This is a genomic window from Rickettsia gravesii BWI-1 (assembly GCF_000485845.1).
Taxonomy (GTDB): domain Bacteria; phylum Pseudomonadota; class Alphaproteobacteria; order Rickettsiales; family Rickettsiaceae; genus Rickettsia; species Rickettsia rickettsii.
In genome coordinates, this window is the sequence record NZ_AWXL01000001.1 from 65,035 (window position 1) to 83,071 (window position 18,037).

The following is an 18,037-nucleotide window of genomic DNA, read 5'->3' on the forward strand; positions in this document are numbered from 1 at the left end:
TTTTATGTCACTTAGCCATCCAAAAGTATTTATAGAGATAACTAATGGTTATGTTGAAGGTATTGATACTCATAAAAGAGCTCAAGGTTTAAAGCATTTCTTCTTGAAAAAAGGAGTCTCTCTTTCTCCAAATATACCTATATTAAACAATATTAATTTTTCTTGTTATGAGGGAGAAAAAATAGCTTTTATAGGGAGTAACGGTTCGGGAAAAAGTTCGCTTCTAAAGCTAATCGCCGGAATATATCCGTTAAAATCCGGTACAGTCAAAGTTTATGGAGATATTGCGGCAATTATAGATATGGGAGTTGGTTTTGAGCCTGAGCAAACTGGTCGTGAAAATATAAAAATGTTAATGCTATATAATAATATGCTAGATAAATATAGCAAAAAAATTGAAAAAGAAATTATAGATTTTTCAGAACTTGGTAGTAAAATTGATTTACCGATAAAAATTTATAGCTCCGGTATGTTATCACGTCTTGCTTTTTCTGTATCGATATTTCAAAATCCGCAGATTCTATTACTTGATGAAGTTTTTGCGGCAGGTGATAGCTATTTTATAGAAAAATCTCTTAGTTTAATGAAGAATAAATTTAAAAATACTCCTATTTCAATAATAGTAAGCCATCAAGAAGAAATTATAAAAGATAATTGCGATAGATGTATTTTATTAAAAGACGGCAATATTATAGGTGATGGTACACCATCGGAAATGTTTAAAATCTATAACCAACAACAAGGAAATTCATAAATGATAAAGTATTTTTTTTCTAAAAAATACTGGCGGGCGATAGCATTACTAGTTAAAGCTTCTATAATTAGGCAAAATAAAGATTCTTTTTTAGGTTCTTTATGGAGTTTAATTCAGCCTTTTATTCACATAATGGTAATTTCATATTTTTTTGGTTTTTTATTAAGACAGCCGAGAGAATTTATGGTAATGAACTTAGTCGGTGGTATTCCTTTGTGGAGTTTTATAGTAAGTAGCTTAACGATTTGTTCAAGTTCTTTAGTTACACGTGATCAAATAATAAAAAAAGTTAGAATTTCTAAGACTTTTTTTCCTGTTGCGGATAGTTTAGGGCAGTTATATACTTTAATTTGCTCATTTTCGGCAATGTATTTTGCTTTTATTTTATTATTTCCAGAAAAGTTTTCTTGGCAAATAATATTTATGCCGATATTAATTTTGCCCTTAATAATATGTGTGATTAGCGGTTCTATCGCAGTAGCATTTTTAACGCCGTATATTCGAGATATTCCGCAAATGTTAAGTGTTATTCTTGGAGTTATTTATTGGAGTATACCGATAGTTTATCCATATTCGCTAATTCCGGAGTCTAAAAAGATATATTTTGAATTTAATCCGTTCTTTTTAGTTATAAGACCCGTACAAGCGTTAGTGATTGACGGAACATTACCGGATATGATGCTGATAGTTAAGTCTATTATAGTTGCATTTATTACTGTTTGTATCAGTTATTTAATTTATAGACAATTTTCTAAAAGAGTTATTTATTATTTATGAAACTTGGTTTTAATCTAGATTTTGATGAATTAGATTTAACCGGACTTAAAAAATTAGATCAAATATTTTTAGATTATCTCTTTAAAGCCGATAGATCTTTGCATAAAGATTTAATGTTATTTAGATCAACTCCTCTCTCCATTATTCCAAAAGATTATTCCGAATTTTTGCTAAAAATTTCCCCTCATTTAGACGATTTTTTAGCAGAGTTATTTTGTATTTCAAAAGAAATAACGATATCAAGGTTAAAACATAAAGATTTTGATATTATTTATGAATGTAAAAGAAAATTTGTTCAACGTGTTGCCGTAAAAAAATATCCACCGGAAAAAATAAAAGATATTGATTTTGAAGATGTGTATTTAAAGTTAACTGATTTAATAGGTGCGAATTTTACTTCTAGAGAATTTGCCAAACAAATAATTATATGGCAACAGGCAGAAGAAAGTTTTGCAGAAGAATTAGACATAGCAGCTAGGTATGCTGCGTATAGGGTTTATTCGTGTGAGGGTATCAAGCCACAGGATGACATCCTATTCAACCTTCCACAAAAACTAGATAAAGAAAATCTAATAAACGATAAAAAAATATTAAAGTATCAAAAAAATGAGAGAGTAGATTTTGACTATACAGATTCTTTTTTAAATCTAGATGAAGCTTTAAACCATTCTCATTATTGTATTTATTGCCATAAGCAAAATAAGGATAGCTGTTCTAAGGGATTACTGCAACCTCAGAATCGTCATTGCGAGGAGCGAAGCGACGTGGCAATCTCAGGAGATTTGACGAGATTGCCACGCTCCTTGCAGTCGCTCGCAATGACGGATTTAAAACAAGGCTGTCCGTTAAAACAAAAAATTTCTGAAATGAACTATGTTAAGGCACAAGGTTTTAACCTAGGTGCTCTTGCTATTATCGTTATTGATAATCCGATGGTTGCAGTAACAGGTCATAGGATTTGTAATGATTGCTCAAAAGCTTGTATTTACCAAAAGCAAGATCCGGTAAATATCCCATTAATAGAATCAAATATTTTAGAAGAAACGCTTAAATTACCTTACGGCTTAGAAATATATTTACTGCTTACTCGTTGGAATCCGCTTAATATTTATGCACCGCTTCCGAAAGAACCTACTAATTATAATATTTTAGTTACCGGTCTTGGTCCTGCAGGTTTTAGTCTTAGCTATTATTTATTACGGTCAGGTCATAATGTTGTGGCTATTGACGGTTTAAAAATTACTCTACTGCCTTTTGACGTTCATAAGCCTATAAAATTTTGGCATGAATATAAAAATTTGTTATCGGAAAGAATGCCAAGAGGATTTGGAGGGGTAGCGGAATATGGGATTACCGTTCGGTGGGATAAAAACAATCTCGATATATTGCGGCTAATATTAGAGAGAAATAATAATTTCAAATATTATGACGGAGTAGCTTTAGATTTTAATATAACGAAAGAACAAGCTTTCGATTTTGGTTTTGACTATATAGCTTTTTGCATTGGAGCAGGTCAGCCGAAAGTTTTAGATATAGAAAATTTTGAAGCTAAGGGCGTAAAAACGGCTTCTGATTTCTTAATGACTTTGCAAAGCGGAGGGGCATTTTTGAAAAATTCTAATACTAATATGGTAATTAGGATGCCGATTGCGGTAATAGGCGGCGGTCTTACTTCCTTAGATGCAGCAACGGAAAGTTTATATTACTATAAAAAACAAGTAGAGGAATTTGCCGAAGATTATATAGAAAAAGATTTAACGGAGGAAGATAAAGAAATAGCTGAAGAATTTATTGCTCATGCAAAATTGTTTAAAGAAGCTAAGAATAATGAAGAATTAAGAAAGGTTTTTAATAAGCTTGGGGGTGCTACTATCTACTATCGTGGAAGATTGCAAGATTCGCCGGCATATAAATTAAATCACGAGGAGCTAATATATGCATTAGCACTCGGTGTTGATTTTAAGGAAAATATACAACCTTTAAGGATTAATGTTGATAAATACGGTCATGTGGAATCTGTGGAGTTTGAGAATCGAAACCGTCATTGCGAGCAGTCAAAGACTGTGTGGCAATCTCACGAGTTTGGCTTAACAAGATTGCCGCGTCAATGCTATGCATTTCCTCGCAATGACATTAAAACTAAAACCGTGATTATGGCAATCGGTATAGAAAATAACACTCAATTCGATAAGGATAAATATAGTTATTTCGGTGATTGTAATCCTAAATATTCGGGTAGTGTAGTGAAGGCTCTTGCTAGTGCCAAAGAAGGGTACGACGCTATTAACAAAAGGCTTATAAATAATAATCCTAGCTTTAAAGGTAGTTATAAAGATTTTTGTACGCAGCTTGATTATTTGCTGACTTCTAGGGTTAATAAAATAAATATTTTAGATGATAAAACTTTTGAGTTGATAATTCATTCGCCGCTTGCTGCTAAAAATTTTAAGTTCGGACAGTTTTTTCGCTTACAAAATTATTCTGAAGATGCTGCTAAGTTAATAGAGCCTATAGCCTTAAGCCCTATCGATATTGATGTAGAAAAAGGCTTAATTAGCTTTATAGTTTTTGAAGTCGGTAAATCTACTAGCTTATGTAAAACATTATCCGAAAATGAGAAAGTAGTTTTAATGGGACCGACAGGTTCGCCGCTAGAAATACCTCAAAATAAAAAAATAGTTATTGTTGATTTCGAAGCCGGTAATATAGGTTTATTAAAAGTTCTAAAAGAAAATAATAATGAAGTTATATTTGTTACCTATCCTGATATAAAAATCCGTAAATTAGTTTCAGTGGATATAGTAATAATTAATGCTTCTCCTGAAATAATAGAAGAATTGCAAAGTCTAAAAAATGAAATATTCAGTGAAGATACAAAAATAATAGTTAGCGTTAATTCATCGATGCAATGTATGATGAAAGGAATTTGCGGACAATGTATTCAAAAAGTTAAAGGAGAGCAGAAATATATTTTTGCATGTAGCCAGCAAAATCAAAATGCAGAAATAGTTGATTTTAAGAGCTTGAAAACTCGTTTACGCCAAAACTCTTTGCAAGAAAAAATAAGAAAATTAGTGGCTAATTCATCCATGATTTAATAACTTCAATTAACTCTTCTAGTTGTTCAGGTGATAATTCACCAATTTTTTTTGAAAAGTTGGGGCATCTATTAAATCCGTTGTTAGAGTGCAAACTGTTATACTGGGATGATTTTTATATAAATTAGATTGAACAACAACAGTGGGGCGAGGTTTACCATAATCTCCAGATATTACACCAAGCAACAATATATCTTTTTTTAATTTCTATTATTTCCATTCATCTAACCAACTTTCTTCATTGTGTTTTAACCATAAGTCGGCATCAGGATTGTTTTCTTTACTAGCTAATAAGGATTGACGTTTAGCTTCTTTGGTTAGGTCTGAATTTTCTAGTTGTTTAAGATATATACGTATTGCTTCACTAATTATCCAGCTTTTTCCACGGTGTAAATCATGAGTTGCTTTTTCAAGTTTTTTACTTAAATTTATTTCTAAGCGTATACAACAGTCGTAATACTAACACAAAGTGTTACATATCGCTAGTTAAATAAATTTACTTCTCAAAACGACAAAATGCTCTACTACTATCTTGATTAAGAAAATCGATAATTTGTATTACTATAGAATTATTGTTATATTTCTCGGCAACTTGTTTTATACGCTCAGCAAAATTACCTTCACCTGAGAAGATTTCTTCGATAGCTTTTAAAGCACTTAAAGACTTTACTTTATCAAACCCTTTTCTATTCATACCGATTAGATTTAAGCCCTCAAGCACCGCACGTTTGCTACTTACAAGCCCAAACGGTATTACATCTGCTCCGACCGGCGATAGTCCGCCGATCATCGAATATTCACCGATTCTAGCATATTGATGTACGGCAGACAGTCCGCCAATTATTGCATAATCACCTACCCCAATATGACCTGCTAGGCTTACATAATTAGCAAATACTACATTATTGCCGATTTTACAATCATGACCTATATGGACGCCGACCATAAATAAATTATTATTTCCTACTCTTGTCACCATTCCGCCGCCTTGGCTTCCTGCTTGTACCGTAACATATTCTCTAATAGTATTATTAGAGCCGATTATCGTGCTTGATCGCTCATTAGCATATTTTAAGATTTGTGGAGGTTGACCTATTGATGCAAAAGGATAGATTACGGTATTTTCGCCGATTTCGGTAATCCCTTCAATTACTACATGGGATTTTAGCTCGACATTGTCATGAAGCACAACTTCAGGACCTACAATACAATACGGTCCGATTTTTACGTTTTTACCGAGCTTTGCACCTTCTGCAATTACAGCTGTAGTATGGATATTAGAATTTGACACTATGTCCCTATGCTTTATCTTTAATCATTGCGGTAAACTTACTTTCTGCAGCTATTTCACCTTCGACCGTAACCGTACTTGAAAATTTCCATACGTTAGCTCTTTGCTGATCAATAACAGCGTGGATATGCATAGTATCCCCTGGCTGAACAATTCTACGAAATTTTGCATTTTCGATAGCCATTAAAAACACTTCTTTATTCTTAGTAGAACCTAAAGATTTAGCAACTAATATAGCAGCTAATTGTGCCATAGCCTCAACCATTAAAACACCGGGCATAACAGGCCTTGCCGGAAAATGTCCTGTAAATTGCGGTTCGTTAACAGTAACGTTTTTAATACCTGTTATTGATTTGTTAGGATCGATTTTAAGTACTCTATCTACTAATAAAAATGGATAGCGATGAGGTATCCAATCCATGATTTCGGTAATATCTATGATCATTTATTTAGGTCTCTTCTTTAATGTAAATTTTCCGTCATTGCGAGGAAATTATGAAATAATTGACGAAGCAATCTAGTAAAAAGTACTAAAATCAGCACTTTTTGCTAATTTTTTTGGATTGCCACGTAGCCTATGGCTGTTCACAATGACGACTCAGGTATTCATGCAACAACAAAGCTCTTTTCAATAGCAAGCTATTTTTTTAATTTGCTATTAGAGGTCTTTAGTAATTGTTTCATAATAATAGATTGTCTATGCCAATCCATGATAGGAACTGCAGGGCTGCCGCCGACAATTTTACCTGCTTTTATATTTTGTGCTACACCGCCTTGTGCCGCTACCTGTGCCCCGTCGCCTATATTTAAATGTCCGGCGATTCCTACTTGCCCTCCAAGAGCACAATATTTACCGATCGTGCTACTTCCTGCTATACCTGTCTGTGCTACGATAATAGAGCCTTTACCTATTTTGACGCCATGCCCTATTTGTACTAAATTATCTATGCGGCATAAATCTTTTATAATTGTATCTTGAAGTGATCCTCTATCAATAGTAGTGTTTGCACCGATTTCAACATTATTGCCGATTTTAACTATTCCTATATGAAATATTTTGTGATGTACACCTTTTTCGGTAGAAAATCCAAACCCGTCCTGTCCAATTTTTGCACCTGCAAGTATTACGACGTCGTCGCCTATAATTGCATAATTTATTGAAACATGTTGTTCTATTCTAGCGTTTCTGCCGATATTTACGCCTCTACCTATAAAACTTCCGGCTTCTATAATACTATTATCACCTATAATAACATCGTCTTCAATAACTACATTGTGACCTATATAACAATTTTTTCCGATAGTCGCCGAATCTGCAACAATAGCAGATTTCATTATTTTAGCAGGGTATGATTTAATAGGAGCATAAAAAAAATCTATTAATTTGCCGTAAGCAAAATATGAGTTCTGAGCGTGTAATAAAACAGTATTTGGATTTACTTCTCCCGTAAAATTTTTCGGCACTATACAAGCAGCAGCTTTGGTAGTTTTTAAAAATTCGGAGTATTTAGGATTGCTTAAAAAGCTAATATCATTTGGTGATGCTTCCTGCAGAATTTTAATATCATGAATAGCTATATCTTCATGAATCTTAGGAGGTTCTATAATATCGTATAAAAAATCTATAATTGCCGTTAGTTTTCTTGGCCCTAGATTTTTATAAAAATTACTAACCATATAACTTTAAGCAAATTAATCCTTAGCGACAGTATATAAGTGATAGTTTTATTATGCAACAAAATTTACAGGTGGCATAAAAGGTATTGCTAAGTAAAGAATGATATCGTCATTGCGAGCAGCCGTAGGCTGCGTGGTAGTCTCATGAAATAATAACAAACTCCTGAGATTGCTTCGTCAATTGCTATGCAATTTCCTCGCAATAACGGAAAAACCGGTCCACGCAACAACGTCTACTTGATTGTAAGATCTAGGAAAAAAATAGATAAAAAGTCACAAATATTAATTTATGTTTTATTAAGAAGAATTAAATTAATATATTGTAGCTATTTTAGTACAAATCTTATCAATTTTTACAAAAATATTAATAAGCTAATTTCTTTTAATAAAGCCTAAATTATATTAACTAAATCAAGGTATTAAAAGACAAAGATTGTTTAAAAAAATATCCAGAAAGTAGTTGGAGCTTCCGGTGGTACAATAGCTGCTTTCTTCATAGCACTAGGATATCAACCGGAAGAAATTGAGGATATACTTAAGAAAATTGATTTTAATAAATTTTCAGATTATACTAGTAAATGGGACCAAGTGTATAATCTTGTATTCTACAGAGGGTTAAATTCTGAAAAATATCTAGAAGAATTTTTAGGGCAATATTGAAAGACAAGGGATTTGACCCCGATGTTACTTTTAAACAGCTACATGACAGTCAAAAAACAAATATAGATTTATACGTAGTGTGTACTAATCTCAGTACTCAATTTCCGGAAATTCTATCTTATGAAAATGCTCCTGATGAGAAAGTCGTAAAATTTGTATACGCTTCAGGGGCTTTTCCTATATATTTTCAGCCCGTACAAAAAACTGTTCAAGGAGTAGTTTTAACATATGTGGATGGCGGAGTTACGAATAATTACCCGGTTGAGGTATTTGATGATAAAACTGCAGCACGAAGCCTCCCTCAAACAGATAATAAAAATTATAAAACTCTTGGGTTTAAACCAATCAATAAAGAAATATTAGAAGCTTATCAGAATTGTACAGAACCTAAACTGTTTGTGGATACTACTACTGTTGTGGATCAACTATATGCATTAACTGAAGTTCTCACAAGCTCTGACTTGATAAATTGTTTTCAGAATCATGATAGAACAGTTTTTATTGATGATCATAATATATCAGCTTTAAGTTTTGATATCATAGCTGAACAAAAAGAAGCATTAATAAATTCAGGTTATTCTGCAACTTGTGACTATGTGACGAAAATGGAGAATATAATGCTTGCAGGACTAGGAGTAAACGATTCTAATGATAGCCTTGTACTATAACAACACGAGTGGATAACCCGCTATTCGCTTTAATCTTGTTTTACAGATAGCATAAAAGGTATTGCAAAATAAAGAATTGATATCGTCATTGCAAACGACTGTAAGCTTTGTTGTATGGCTCGAAAAACCCGCTCGATGTCATTTCCGCGAAAGCGGAAATGACATAAAACGAGTCATGCAAGCAATACCAATTTTTGAAATCAATAATCATATTGACTTGTTTAAAGTTTTGCTTAGAATTATCTTGGAACAGCTAAGGTTGTTCTGGAGTATAGAAACCTCCATCAACAGGCGGTAAAATCACCGTTAAATTGGTTTATTCCTCGATATTTTACGGTCGGGGAGGTAGTAGTCATGTTCAGGGCTTAGAGTATTAACTTTAAGTCTAAAAACTACTCAGCTGTTCTTGTTGACGGTGTTTCTAACTCCCTGATCACCAATCGGGCTTTAACTTAGCTTCTTGGTGATCAAACTTGAATCATTTAAGTTTAACTAAGGAGAACTAAGCCGTTATGAACACTAAAACAGTAGAAATAGCTATTATTGAGCCATATCTAGATTTTTTTATTAAAGACAAAGACTTATTACGTGAAATTTATCCAAATGGTATAAATAGGGAATTAAGAATAGAATTTATTTTAGTTAAAAAACCTTACACATCATATTCTTACTACAAATTAATTAGAAATTTATTCAATTTACCATACCGAAAATTAGAAAATTATACTTATAATCGATAAACAACTTTTAAAAGCATCACTTGGTTTATTTCGTTCAATTATTCTTGGCACTGTATTATATCTAAACTTAGTTAAAATTTTTATCTATGATAAGAATGATTTTGTATTGAACATACGAGTTTTAAAAAGTAATGAAAATTACTTTTTGTTATATTAAAATTAATTACTTTAAAAAACTGATTAACTGGGAGTAATTAAATAAGCAGAATTTAAATGGTGGAGGCAAGTATACTCAAATGCTTTCAAAAATTGCTCTTTCATTTTATCAAGGATTCGCATCCTCACCTCTCAAAATAAAATTCAATTCTTGAAAGCATTTGAGTATACTTGCCTCCACCAAGCGATAGTATATTAAGTAATACTTTTTTGTATAACAAAATTTATAAGCATCATAAAAATTAAAGATGAAAGCAAAATTGTCCCTTTTTATTAATTCTATGTAGCGCTACTTTTTCTAGACAACTCAACATCTATCCCCCATTTTTCGTTTTCTAAGTGGGAGATAATACAACATATTGCTTCATTTGGTAAGCATGATAAATGTAAAAAAGGGTTTTAGAATCCGATTGAATTTTTTACATACTCCTGCAATGGCAAATGGGAATAATTTCATAAAATTATTCATCGTTATTATAATAGATTCAGGATTATTATTTTGTTCTTGTAAATAAGATGCTAATAGTTCCTTATTTACTTTCACTTTTTTATAGAATTTTGTAGCATATGCAATTTTAAAAAAATTTTATTTAGAAATGAAGCTGAATTTTTTAATAAGTTTTGTTGTTTTTCTTGCAATAATTCCCTTACCTCGGCAAATGCTTTGTCCGTATCTGTGTAGCTTGCAGCCATATTCCCATTATTATCAGCACGAATAATTATCTCAGGTGGCAGCAGCTTAATAACTCTAGAGAAACTGCTATCATGCCTTTTTTGGCTGCAAGCATTAACAATGTCCTTCCGAATTTATCAATAGCGTTAATATTTTCCTCAAACATTCTTGGAATAAGCTCTATACAAACATTATCTAAATCACGCCACATAGCCTTTGTTAATGCAGGCTGACCACGTATATTCTCGATCGTATTAATAGCCTAGTCAGATATCTTGGGAATAAGTTTTAAACAAGCTTCTTCTAAACCTGCATCAGCAGCTAAAATTAAGGCTGTATTACCATCCTCATCGGATTGATAAAATAAATTAGTATTTTTTATTTTATCAATTAATTTTTCTAGTAAAGATATTAGTTGATTATATAATATTTTATCTGATTCTTCAGGTGTTGATTCTTTATGTATTCCAAAAATTTTTTTATACGTATAAACATAATTTATCCTTATTAACCTAAAGTTAATTAAAATTACAAAATAAGTTTACAGATGCAATAGAAATTTAATTGAAGATATAAGATAACGGGATTTAAAGTAAGGAATGGTGGTGGCCACGGTTGGAATTGAACCAACGACACAAGGATTTTCAGTCCTTTGCTCTACCGACTGAGCTACGTGGCCGTATATACTCGATGAACTTGAAAAATTGGCTTCGTTGTCTTTGTAAGTTCTCGGATACTCACGTATTAGTATACGCTCCACTCCTCAGCTTACAGAATCCTTGCTCTTTTCCAAGTTGATCTTCGTCTATACTATTCTTTCATTTATTAAGGTGTAAGAACAAGAAATATAACTTAAGCTTATAATAGATTAATCGGCTTTTGTCTATTCTTAATTAGTAATATTAGACAAAAATACTTAATTATGATATTATGAGTGTTTATTTTTATAACGGTTTTTATGATCAAAATCGGCAATATTGAGCTTTCTTCAAATATTGTACTAGCTCCAATGTCGGGTGTTACGGATTTGGAATTTAGAAGATTGGTGAAAAGATTTGGTGCAGGGCTTGTAGTTTCTGAAATGGTAGTAAGTAGAGCAATGATTGTGGAATCTAGGCAGTCACTAAAAAAAAGTGCCATTATGTGTGATGATGCAACAAGTGCTTGCGTACAGCTAGCAGGCTGTGAGCCGAATGTGATAGCAGAAGCTGCTAAAATGAATGAGGGTATGGGGGCAAAAATTATCGATCTTAATTTTGGCTGTCCGGCGAAAAAAGTAGTAGGCGGTTATTCAGGCTCAGCTCTAATGAGGGATGAGCAGCTGGCAGCTAAAATTTTTGAAGCTACCGTTGAAGCTGTTAAGCTGCCGGTAACCGTTAAAATGCGTATGGGTTGGGATGATAATACGAAAAATGCTCCGACTTTAGCCAAAATTGCTGAAAGCTCAGGTGTTCAGATGGTTACCGTTCACGGTAGAACTAGATGCCAGTTTTATTCCGGTAATGCTGATTGGGATTTTATACGGTCAGTTAAAGAATCGGTAAAGATTCCGGTTATTGCTAACGGTGATATTACTAATTTTGCTAAGGCAAAAGAAGCCCTACAAAAATCCGGTGCAGATGGTATTATGGTCGGTAGAGGAGCATATGGCAAACCTTGGCTTATTTCACAAATTGATCATTATCTTAAAACAGGTGAAGAAAAATCTGCTCCCTCTATAGCAGAGCAGCTAGATATCGTAACCGAGCATTATGAGGCAATACTTGATTATTATGGTGAATCTGTGGGCGTACCTATTGCACGTAAGCATATTGGCTGGTATAGTAGCGGTTTACCGAATTCAGCAGAGTTTAGAGGTGCTGTTAATTTAATGAACGATCCTCTAGCTGTAAAAGAGAAAATTGCGGAATTTTATACGAGCGTTATGGAGACGAATAAATTAAAAGAATTTTAAGTTTTATTTTTGTAATATTGTTTTTAGTTTAAGCTATGCAAGTGAAAAAGCAGTAATTATAACTGATTATAAACCGGTATTTTTGCCTGTAATTGCTGAAAATAAAAAAATAAGAATTGCTATTCGTTCTTATTTAAATAATGAAAAATCATATTTCGTTTTAGTAGATCCGAATTCTTTTAAAACTGAAATAGCCCTACAAGAGCTGGTAATTTTACCTACGAATAAAATAGAAAAAGAAAATTTTCTAAAAAAATTAAGTAAAACTCCGTATATTAAAGTTTTAAATAAATATAGCTCTGCACCTTATATACAACAAAATTACGGTGCTACGAGTAGCATGCATGAAGTAAAAGGACGGTTCTTGACAATTGACATGTGTCCTTCTTCCAAAAGCTTTGAAGAAGATTTTTTTAAAAAGCTCGTAGAATTATCGATTAAACTAAATAAACCTATTCCGATTGCTATATGTGTTTCAGGATTATGGATTAATAAGCATACAGAAGAATTCTTATGGTTATTAAAACAACAAGAAAACGGTTATTTACAAATAACATGGGTTAATCATTCATTTAGTCATCCTTATTTTAAAGATAAACCTCTTGAAGATAATTTCCTTCTTTCCAATAAAGATGATTTTGAAAATGAAGTATTAGAAGCAGGGAAAATATTAGTAAGTTATAATATTGCTCTGTCACCTTTCTTTCGTTTTCCTGGATTAGTTTCTGATCAAACATTAATAGAAAAACTAAAAGACTTGGGATTTATTCCGCTTGGGAGTAATGCATGGCTTGCTAAAGGCGAAAAAGTTCAAAATGGTTCTTTTATATTGGTACACGGTAATAGTAACAAAAAAGCCGGAATAGATTTAATTATGCCGATGTTACCGGAATTAAAATTACTTTCTATTGAAAAGGCGTTTTTATTACATGACAATTGATTAGTTAGATATTAATAATACGGTAAGCCCATAGTTGTTCTTATATCACATGAAGAATATGAGAAATTTAATCAGCTTGAAGATATGTATTAGGCAATGCAAGCAAAAAATGCGAGTAAAAGCGGTTTTTTATCAGAGGAAGAGAGTAAGGATTTTTTAAATAAGATATTAAATATCTTTCTTATAGGAAAAAGAAATAATGGAGAAGTTTATAAATTATTTAAAAGAAAAATTAAATAGTTCATAATTATAACTTAACTTTTCTAGTAAGGCTTTTATCTCTTTAAATATCAAGTTTTGTATCGAATAGCGGAGAATCTTGTAAAAAATCAATAAGGGAAGATTCTTGAGAATTTTCTTTATGATTTGTTATTTTATACTACATAAACGTTTATTATTATCTAATACTTCTAGATTTACTTCGATTAAAGGCGAAATAAGTAAATGCTTAATAATTTCAGACCATTCTATTAAAATTAAATTGCCGTTTAATGCCTCTTCAAATCCAAGTTCATAAATTTCTTCAGGTGATTTAAGACGATATAAATCATAGTGATATATAGTGAAGTTAGATGCTTTATACGTTTGCAGTAAGTTAAAAGTCGGGCTTATAATGCTTGTATTTTCACCGCAAAAATATTTAATAATTTCACGACAAAAAAATGTTTTACCTGCTCCAAGGTCACCGTTAAGTAAAACTATATCATTTGGTTTTAAGCTTTGTGCTAAAAACTTTGCAAGCTTCTTTGTCTCTTCTTCGCTATTTAGTGTATGCATTTTTTAACTTGATAAATCATTTGTAAATATTGATTCTGAAAAGTGTTGGAACCTATATTCTGCACATTCCAGTTTTCACTATTTAATATTATTATTTTAGCGTTTAATTTGTCGTATAATCGTGAATTTTGTTCATTACTTAAAACAAGACATTTGTTATTAGACTCTTTAATTAAATCTTCTAGCTTGCTTATATATCGGAGGCTTTTTTGACTTTCGCTATATAATTTTGCAGTTTTAATATTAGTATTAAGAAAAAAATACTCGCTACTGTCACTTAATAAAATTACGTCTTTTATCGTTGTAAGCTCATTATTTTTAATCTCTTGTAGCTTATTTAATTCTTTAAGTGCTGTTGAAAGGTTATTATTAATATCTTCTTGTAGCTCAGGAAAATTTTTACTAAATATTCGTGCAAATTCCTGTAGTAAAATCACAGCATTATTAAGATCAAGCCAAATATGCCAATTATCTTTTATAGTGGTTAAAGATTTAATATCACTGATTTTTATAATGTTTTTGCTATGATTATCAATTAATTTCTCGGCAAAACCGTCAAATTGTTCATTAATATAAATTGCTATATCGGAATTTTTGACTTTTACTAAATCACTAGGTTTTAAATTATAATGATGTGGACAGTCACTACTAATAGCTAAGCTTTCGATATCCGCTTTATCCTTAACAAGCATCGAAACAATACTGCCGATTGGCGTAATACTTACAACTATCTTAGGCTTAGCATAGCTAGTAAGGCTGAGGAATGTAAGGAATAGTAATGCTAGGTATGTCATCCCTGCGAAGGCTTGCTTGCGTTGATACCAAATCGTCATTGCTAGCGACTGAAAGGAACGTGGCAATCTCAAGATTTTGGTACGAGATTGCTTCGTCAAAATTTTCAATTTTTTCTCGCAATAACGGTTTGACTTACTAGCTCTCATAATTTCGCCAACAACTCTAATTTACTAGGTTTAAAATCCTGCTTTATCCAAAAATTTTTTAGATATTCTAGTTTTGCTCCTATCTCTTTTTTTTCTATATTCATATTTAACAAATCATTACCGTTTACTTGGAATTTAGGACGTAATAACGCCTCATATTTAAGGATAAATTCTTTTACTTGTGAATGATTTAATTTACCGATTATGCTAGCTGCTAATAAATATTCCTTATAATTCTTTTTTTCAAACCAAATTTTTTTCATGTTAAATTTAGCGTCATTCAGAAAGTTCGTTATTGATAATATTTGCATTGCTTCATGTTTTGAGAATTTCCAATCTAGAAAGACCTTTAAATTTAAATCTTTTTGACAATATAATAAGAGTGCATATCGAGTAACTAATTCTAATTTAAAATCATTTGCCTGCTCAAAAAATTTTATTTCATAATTTTGGATAGAGAATATTAGTTCTAATATTCCTATTTCAAACATAGCTTTTAAAATTTGTGCTGCTCTTTTTGAAACAATAATTTTATCCATTTCGCTTTTAATTCGCTCTCGTGATAAAGTTTTTAAGCCGTCTTTTAAAGCTTTACATGCTTTAAAGCTGCCATCATCAAGCTGATTCGCATAATAGCTAGAAAACCGAAAAAAGCGTAGAATTCGCAAATAATCTTCTTTAATTCTATCTAGAGCTTTCCCTATAAATACAACCTTTTCCTGCTGCAAATCCTTAAACCCTTCAAAATAATCATATATCTCGTTCTTAAAGGGACAATAGCTTAAAGCATTGATAGTAAAATCTCGTCTTGCGGCATCTTCGGCAAAATCGTTGGTGAATATTACTTTGGCATGTCTGCCGTTACATTCAATATCTTTCCTAAGAGTCGTGATCTCAAATTTTTCATTATTTAAAGTAGCCGTAATCGTGCCGAATTTTAAACCGGTCGGAATAGTTTTTATTTTAATTCCAGATAAAATATTTGTTACTTCACTAGGTGTCAAATTAGTAGCTATATCTATATCGTAGTTATCTTTCTCAAGTCGATCTCTTGGATAACTTGCTTCTAAAGGTAATTTGTACGTCGATCCGGTACTCGAATCCTCACGTACGTTTATGTACACTGCGATTCTGCGTTCCGTGTCTCCTTCAAATTCCTCTTTATTAGCTTTGTTATGCAAGAGATCTAGTAACGCATCACGTACGCAGCCGCCTATAAGTCTTGCTTGTCCTTTTTCATTTAAGAGACTCAAGATTTTTCTATATCCTTTTGAGGGGATTTTTAGTATTTTGTGTGTAACTTGCATTATTCGATTTTACCTAAAGTATAGGATAGTTTTTAAAAAGACTTTGATGTCATCCTAGCTAAAAGCTGGACTTTGTTATATGGCTCGTTTATGTCATTTCCGCTTGGCATTGTTGTGTGGATACTGAGTCGTCATTGCAAGCGACTGTAAGGAGCGTGGCAATCCAGAAAAATAATAAAAAAATGTTAAAAAAAACTTACAGTTTTTCCTCGCAATGACGGATAGACCTATCCACGCAACAATGCCAAGCGGAAATGACATAAAACAAAAATAGTCCGGTACTAAGATTTTACCGTATATTCCTTTTTATTGCAAAAGATAAGTATAACAGGGCTTTTTTTAGAAAAATCTTTATTAATCGTTATTAAGCTCCCGCGGCATTTAGATTTATAATTGAGATTAATATGAATTTCGGCTTTCTCACAATGATTATCTTTATTAATGACAATTTTTTGTCCGTAGTTGGTTAAAAAATATTATTCTCTAAAGGTAACGCCATATTATCTTTTTGTCCAAACCAATTAGCCCAGTAAGTTCTATATCTTTAACGCCTACACGCCACATGATTTGCATCAAATATTAATTCCGGCTTTGGGGAGTAGAACATAAATATAAAAGATATTGCCATGATTGCAAGATCAAGTAAACGCCAAGCAGTTTTCCATATACAAATCCAAAAAAGCCGAATAAAAAGAGTAATATGCTGAAATTGGTAATATAACCGAAATATCATACAGCAGCCGGTAAACTATTAAAATAGGCGGCTGATTTTATTATTATATCAATAAAGAATCCCATAAGCTTTAGGATATAGTTATCAAACCCGATCATGGTAAAAGGCAGAGATACAAAGCAAGCGGTATAAGAAAAAATGACGTTATCGGAACGACAATGAGGTTAGCTGGTACTGAGTAAGTAGCAAATATAAAGAATTGATTAATTACTATAGGTGCCGTTATGATGCTTGCTAAGAAGCTTGAATAAATATTTGAGGCTGTATAAAATTTTACTGCTCCAAAAATGCCTTTCTTTTTTCCAAGTAACCATAAATTCTTTAAGTAAAATTCATAACCGGCAACAAGCATAATACGGCGATAAAAGATAATTGGAAACTTGGATGAAAAATATATTCGGGATTTAACTATAATATTATAAAAGCCGCAATTGCAAGTGAACGAAGGGGAAAGCAAGAGCGTCCGATAATAATACCGTAAATAAAAATTGCAGCAGTAATGAAAGCTCTAGTCGCTGCTATTTGCATACCGCTTAGTTCTAAATAACCAAAGCTTCCTATTAGCGAACAATAAGCAGAGATTAATTTTATATTGAAATTATATGCCAAATAATTTGAAAGATTTAATAAAAACCTTGTAGTAAGGAAAATAATCATCACGACTAAAGATAGATGCAATCCTGAAACACAAAGCACGTGTGATATACCGCTTTGCCTCATATCCTGCATTGTTTGCCTGTTTAAACCTTTCGTCTCGCCAAGTAATAATTGCAGCTGCAAAATTTCCTTTATCTTTTCTATTAAATTATTATAAATATAGGAACGCACTCTATAAATAAAACTATCAAAATTTGTTTCATTACGTTCTATAATTTGCGGCTCAGACATCGC

Annotated in this window: 16 protein-coding genes, 1 tRNA gene and 3 pseudogenes; 8 read left to right on the forward strand and 12 right to left on the reverse strand. The window is 32.1% G+C overall.

What is annotated here, in order from left to right; translation table 11 throughout:
• Window positions 1–4: 4 nt before the first annotated feature.
• Genes RGRA_RS0100420 through RGRA_RS0100430 form a run of 3 tightly spaced genes read left to right on the forward strand, consistent with a single transcriptional unit; the run spans window position 5 to window position 4,629 of the window.
• Window positions 5–754: an ABC transporter ATP-binding protein gene (locus RGRA_RS0100420; RefSeq protein WP_017443474.1), complete on the forward strand. Its 750-nt coding sequence runs from the start codon at window positions 5–7 to the stop codon at window positions 752–754.
• A complete protein-coding gene (locus RGRA_RS0100425; RefSeq protein WP_004997009.1) occupies window positions 755–1,531 on the forward strand; it encodes an ABC transporter permease in 777 nt (258 codons plus the stop codon).
• The gene (locus tag RGRA_RS0100430) at window positions 1,528–4,629 is read left to right on the forward strand and encodes an FAD-dependent oxidoreductase (RefSeq protein ID WP_017443475.1); all 3,102 of its coding nucleotides are present in this window, start codon (window positions 1,528–1,530) and stop codon (window positions 4,627–4,629) included. The genes RGRA_RS0100425 and RGRA_RS0100430 overlap by 4 nt, the downstream gene beginning before the upstream one ends.
• 61 nt (window positions 4,630–4,690) lie before the next feature.
• Here RGRA_RS0100430 and RGRA_RS12460 read toward each other — a convergent pair.
• The 5 genes and pseudogenes from RGRA_RS12460 to lpxD form a co-directional block, all read right to left on the reverse strand.
• Window positions 4,691–4,815: pseudogene (locus RGRA_RS12460) on the reverse strand (type II toxin-antitoxin system PemK/MazF family toxin); the annotation flags it as partial.
• 24 nt (window positions 4,816–4,839) lie between these two features.
• Entirely contained in the window at window positions 4,840–5,073 is a 234-nt protein-coding gene (locus tag RGRA_RS14200; RefSeq protein WP_084520526.1) for a hypothetical protein, read from the reverse strand.
• Between the two features lie 52 nt (window positions 5,074–5,125).
• Window positions 5,126–5,920 (reverse strand): acyl-ACP--UDP-N-acetylglucosamine O-acyltransferase, encoded by a 795-nt coding sequence (lpxA, locus tag RGRA_RS0100435; RefSeq protein WP_017443476.1) that lies wholly within the window; start codon window positions 5,918–5,920, stop codon window positions 5,126–5,128.
• Between the two features lie 7 nt (window positions 5,921–5,927).
• Window positions 5,928–6,365 (reverse strand): 3-hydroxyacyl-ACP dehydratase FabZ, encoded by a 438-nt coding sequence (gene fabZ / locus RGRA_RS0100440; RefSeq protein ID WP_017443477.1) that lies wholly within the window; start codon window positions 6,363–6,365, stop codon window positions 5,928–5,930.
• A 194-nt stretch (window positions 6,366–6,559) separates the two neighbouring features.
• Window positions 6,560–7,597, reverse strand: a complete 1,038-nt coding sequence (lpxD, locus tag RGRA_RS0100445) for a UDP-3-O-(3-hydroxymyristoyl)glucosamine N-acyltransferase (RefSeq protein WP_017443478.1) — start codon at window positions 7,595–7,597, stop codon at window positions 6,560–6,562.
• Between the two features lie 495 nt (window positions 7,598–8,092).
• Here lpxD and RGRA_RS09950 point away from each other — a divergent pair.
• A pseudogene (locus tag RGRA_RS09950) lies at window positions 8,093–8,925 on the forward strand (patatin-like phospholipase family protein).
• 512 nt (window positions 8,926–9,437) lie between these two features.
• Window positions 9,438–9,665 carry a hypothetical protein gene (locus tag RGRA_RS12920; protein WP_236609742.1) on the forward strand — a complete coding sequence of 76 codons (228 nt, stop codon included), beginning with the start codon at window positions 9,438–9,440 and terminating at the stop codon, window positions 9,663–9,665.
• 696 nt (window positions 9,666–10,361) lie between these two features.
• Here RGRA_RS12920 and RGRA_RS12925 read toward each other — a convergent pair.
• From RGRA_RS12925 to RGRA_RS0100475, 3 genes are all read right to left on the reverse strand, one after another.
• Window positions 10,362–10,514: a hypothetical protein gene (locus tag RGRA_RS12925; protein WP_017443481.1), complete on the reverse strand. Its 153-nt coding sequence runs from the start codon at window positions 10,512–10,514 to the stop codon at window positions 10,362–10,364.
• 26 nt (window positions 10,515–10,540) lie between these two features.
• Window positions 10,541–10,705 carry a hypothetical protein gene (locus RGRA_RS12930; RefSeq protein ID WP_017443482.1) on the reverse strand — a complete coding sequence of 55 codons (165 nt, stop codon included), beginning with the start codon at window positions 10,703–10,705 and terminating at the stop codon, window positions 10,541–10,543.
• 392 nt (window positions 10,706–11,097) lie between these two features.
• A tRNA-Phe gene (locus RGRA_RS0100475) sits at window positions 11,098–11,173 on the reverse strand.
• A gap of 279 nt (window positions 11,174–11,452) precedes the next feature.
• On the opposite strand from RGRA_RS0100475, the gene dusB reads away from it, so the two are divergent.
• From dusB to RGRA_RS12225, 3 genes are all read left to right on the forward strand, one after another.
• A complete protein-coding gene (dusB, locus tag RGRA_RS0100480; RefSeq protein WP_017443483.1) occupies window positions 11,453–12,448 on the forward strand; it encodes a tRNA dihydrouridine synthase DusB in 996 nt (331 codons plus the stop codon).
• A 16-nt stretch (window positions 12,449–12,464) separates the two neighbouring features.
• Window positions 12,465–13,388: a polysaccharide deacetylase family protein gene (locus tag RGRA_RS0100485; RefSeq protein ID WP_024547210.1), complete on the forward strand. Its 924-nt coding sequence runs from the start codon at window positions 12,465–12,467 to the stop codon at window positions 13,386–13,388.
• 96 nt (window positions 13,389–13,484) lie between these two features.
• On the forward strand, window positions 13,485–13,628 hold the full coding sequence (locus RGRA_RS12225; RefSeq protein WP_017443485.1) for a hypothetical protein: 144 nt from the start codon (window positions 13,485–13,487) through the stop codon (window positions 13,626–13,628).
• A gap of 129 nt (window positions 13,629–13,757) precedes the next feature.
• On the opposite strand, the gene tsaE is transcribed toward RGRA_RS12225, so the two are convergent.
• The 4 genes and pseudogenes from tsaE to RGRA_RS14205 all read right to left on the reverse strand — a co-directional run bounded on the left by tsaE (window position 13,758) and on the right by RGRA_RS14205 (window position 17,866).
• Window positions 13,758–14,165: a tRNA (adenosine(37)-N6)-threonylcarbamoyltransferase complex ATPase subunit type 1 TsaE gene (tsaE, locus tag RGRA_RS08175; RefSeq protein WP_174345141.1), complete on the reverse strand. Its 408-nt coding sequence runs from the start codon at window positions 14,163–14,165 to the stop codon at window positions 13,758–13,760.
• Window positions 14,153–15,106: a metal ABC transporter solute-binding protein, Zn/Mn family gene (locus RGRA_RS0100500; protein WP_024547211.1), complete on the reverse strand. Its 954-nt coding sequence runs from the start codon at window positions 15,104–15,106 to the stop codon at window positions 14,153–14,155. Before RGRA_RS0100500 ends, tsaE begins: the two co-directional genes overlap by 13 nt.
• Entirely contained in the window at window positions 15,103–16,413 is a 1,311-nt protein-coding gene (locus RGRA_RS0100505; protein WP_017443488.1) for a palindromic element RPE1 domain-containing protein, read from the reverse strand. The genes RGRA_RS0100500 and RGRA_RS0100505 overlap by 4 nt, the downstream gene beginning before the upstream one ends.
• A 729-nt stretch (window positions 16,414–17,142) precedes the next feature.
• Window positions 17,143–17,866, reverse strand: a pseudogene (locus RGRA_RS14205) (ComEC/Rec2 family competence protein).
• Window positions 17,867–18,037 lie beyond the last annotated feature (171 nt).

Bases quoted from the DNA above. Each gene is read 5' to 3' on its own strand.
- lpxD (WP_017443478.1), bottom strand. From the start codon at position 7,597: ATGGTTAGTAATTTTTATAAAAATCTAGGGCCAAGAAAACTAACGGCA.
- RGRA_RS0100425 (WP_004997009.1), top strand. From the start codon at position 755: ATGATAAAGTATTTTTTTTCTAAAAAATACTGGCGGGCGATAGCATTA.
- RGRA_RS0100500 (WP_024547211.1), bottom strand. From the start codon at position 15,106: ATGAGAGCTAGTAAGTCAAACCGTTATTGCGAGAAAAAATTGAAAATT.
- RGRA_RS0100430 (WP_017443475.1), top strand. From the start codon at position 1,528: ATGAAACTTGGTTTTAATCTAGATTTTGATGAATTAGATTTAACCGGA.
- fabZ (WP_017443477.1), bottom strand. From the start codon at position 6,365: ATGATCATAGATATTACCGAAATCATGGATTGGATACCTCATCGCTAT.
- RGRA_RS0100420 (WP_017443474.1), top strand. From the start codon at position 5: ATGTCACTTAGCCATCCAAAAGTATTTATAGAGATAACTAATGGTTAT.
- RGRA_RS12925 (WP_017443481.1), bottom strand. From the start codon at position 10,514: ATGGCTGCAAGCTACACAGATACGGACAAAGCATTTGCCGAGGTAAGG.
- dusB (WP_017443483.1), top strand. From the start codon at position 11,453: ATGATCAAAATCGGCAATATTGAGCTTTCTTCAAATATTGTACTAGCT.
- RGRA_RS12225 (WP_017443485.1), top strand. From the start codon at position 13,485: ATGCAAGCAAAAAATGCGAGTAAAAGCGGTTTTTTATCAGAGGAAGAG.
- RGRA_RS12930 (WP_017443482.1), bottom strand. From the start codon at position 10,705: ATGTGGCGTGATTTAGATAATGTTTGTATAGAGCTTATTCCAAGAATG.
- RGRA_RS0100505 (WP_017443488.1), bottom strand. From the start codon at position 16,413: ATGCAAGTTACACACAAAATACTAAAAATCCCCTCAAAAGGATATAGA.
- tsaE (WP_174345141.1), bottom strand. From the start codon at position 14,165: ATGCATACACTAAATAGCGAAGAAGAGACAAAGAAGCTTGCAAAGTTT.
- RGRA_RS12920 (WP_236609742.1), top strand. From the start codon at position 9,438: ATGAACACTAAAACAGTAGAAATAGCTATTATTGAGCCATATCTAGAT.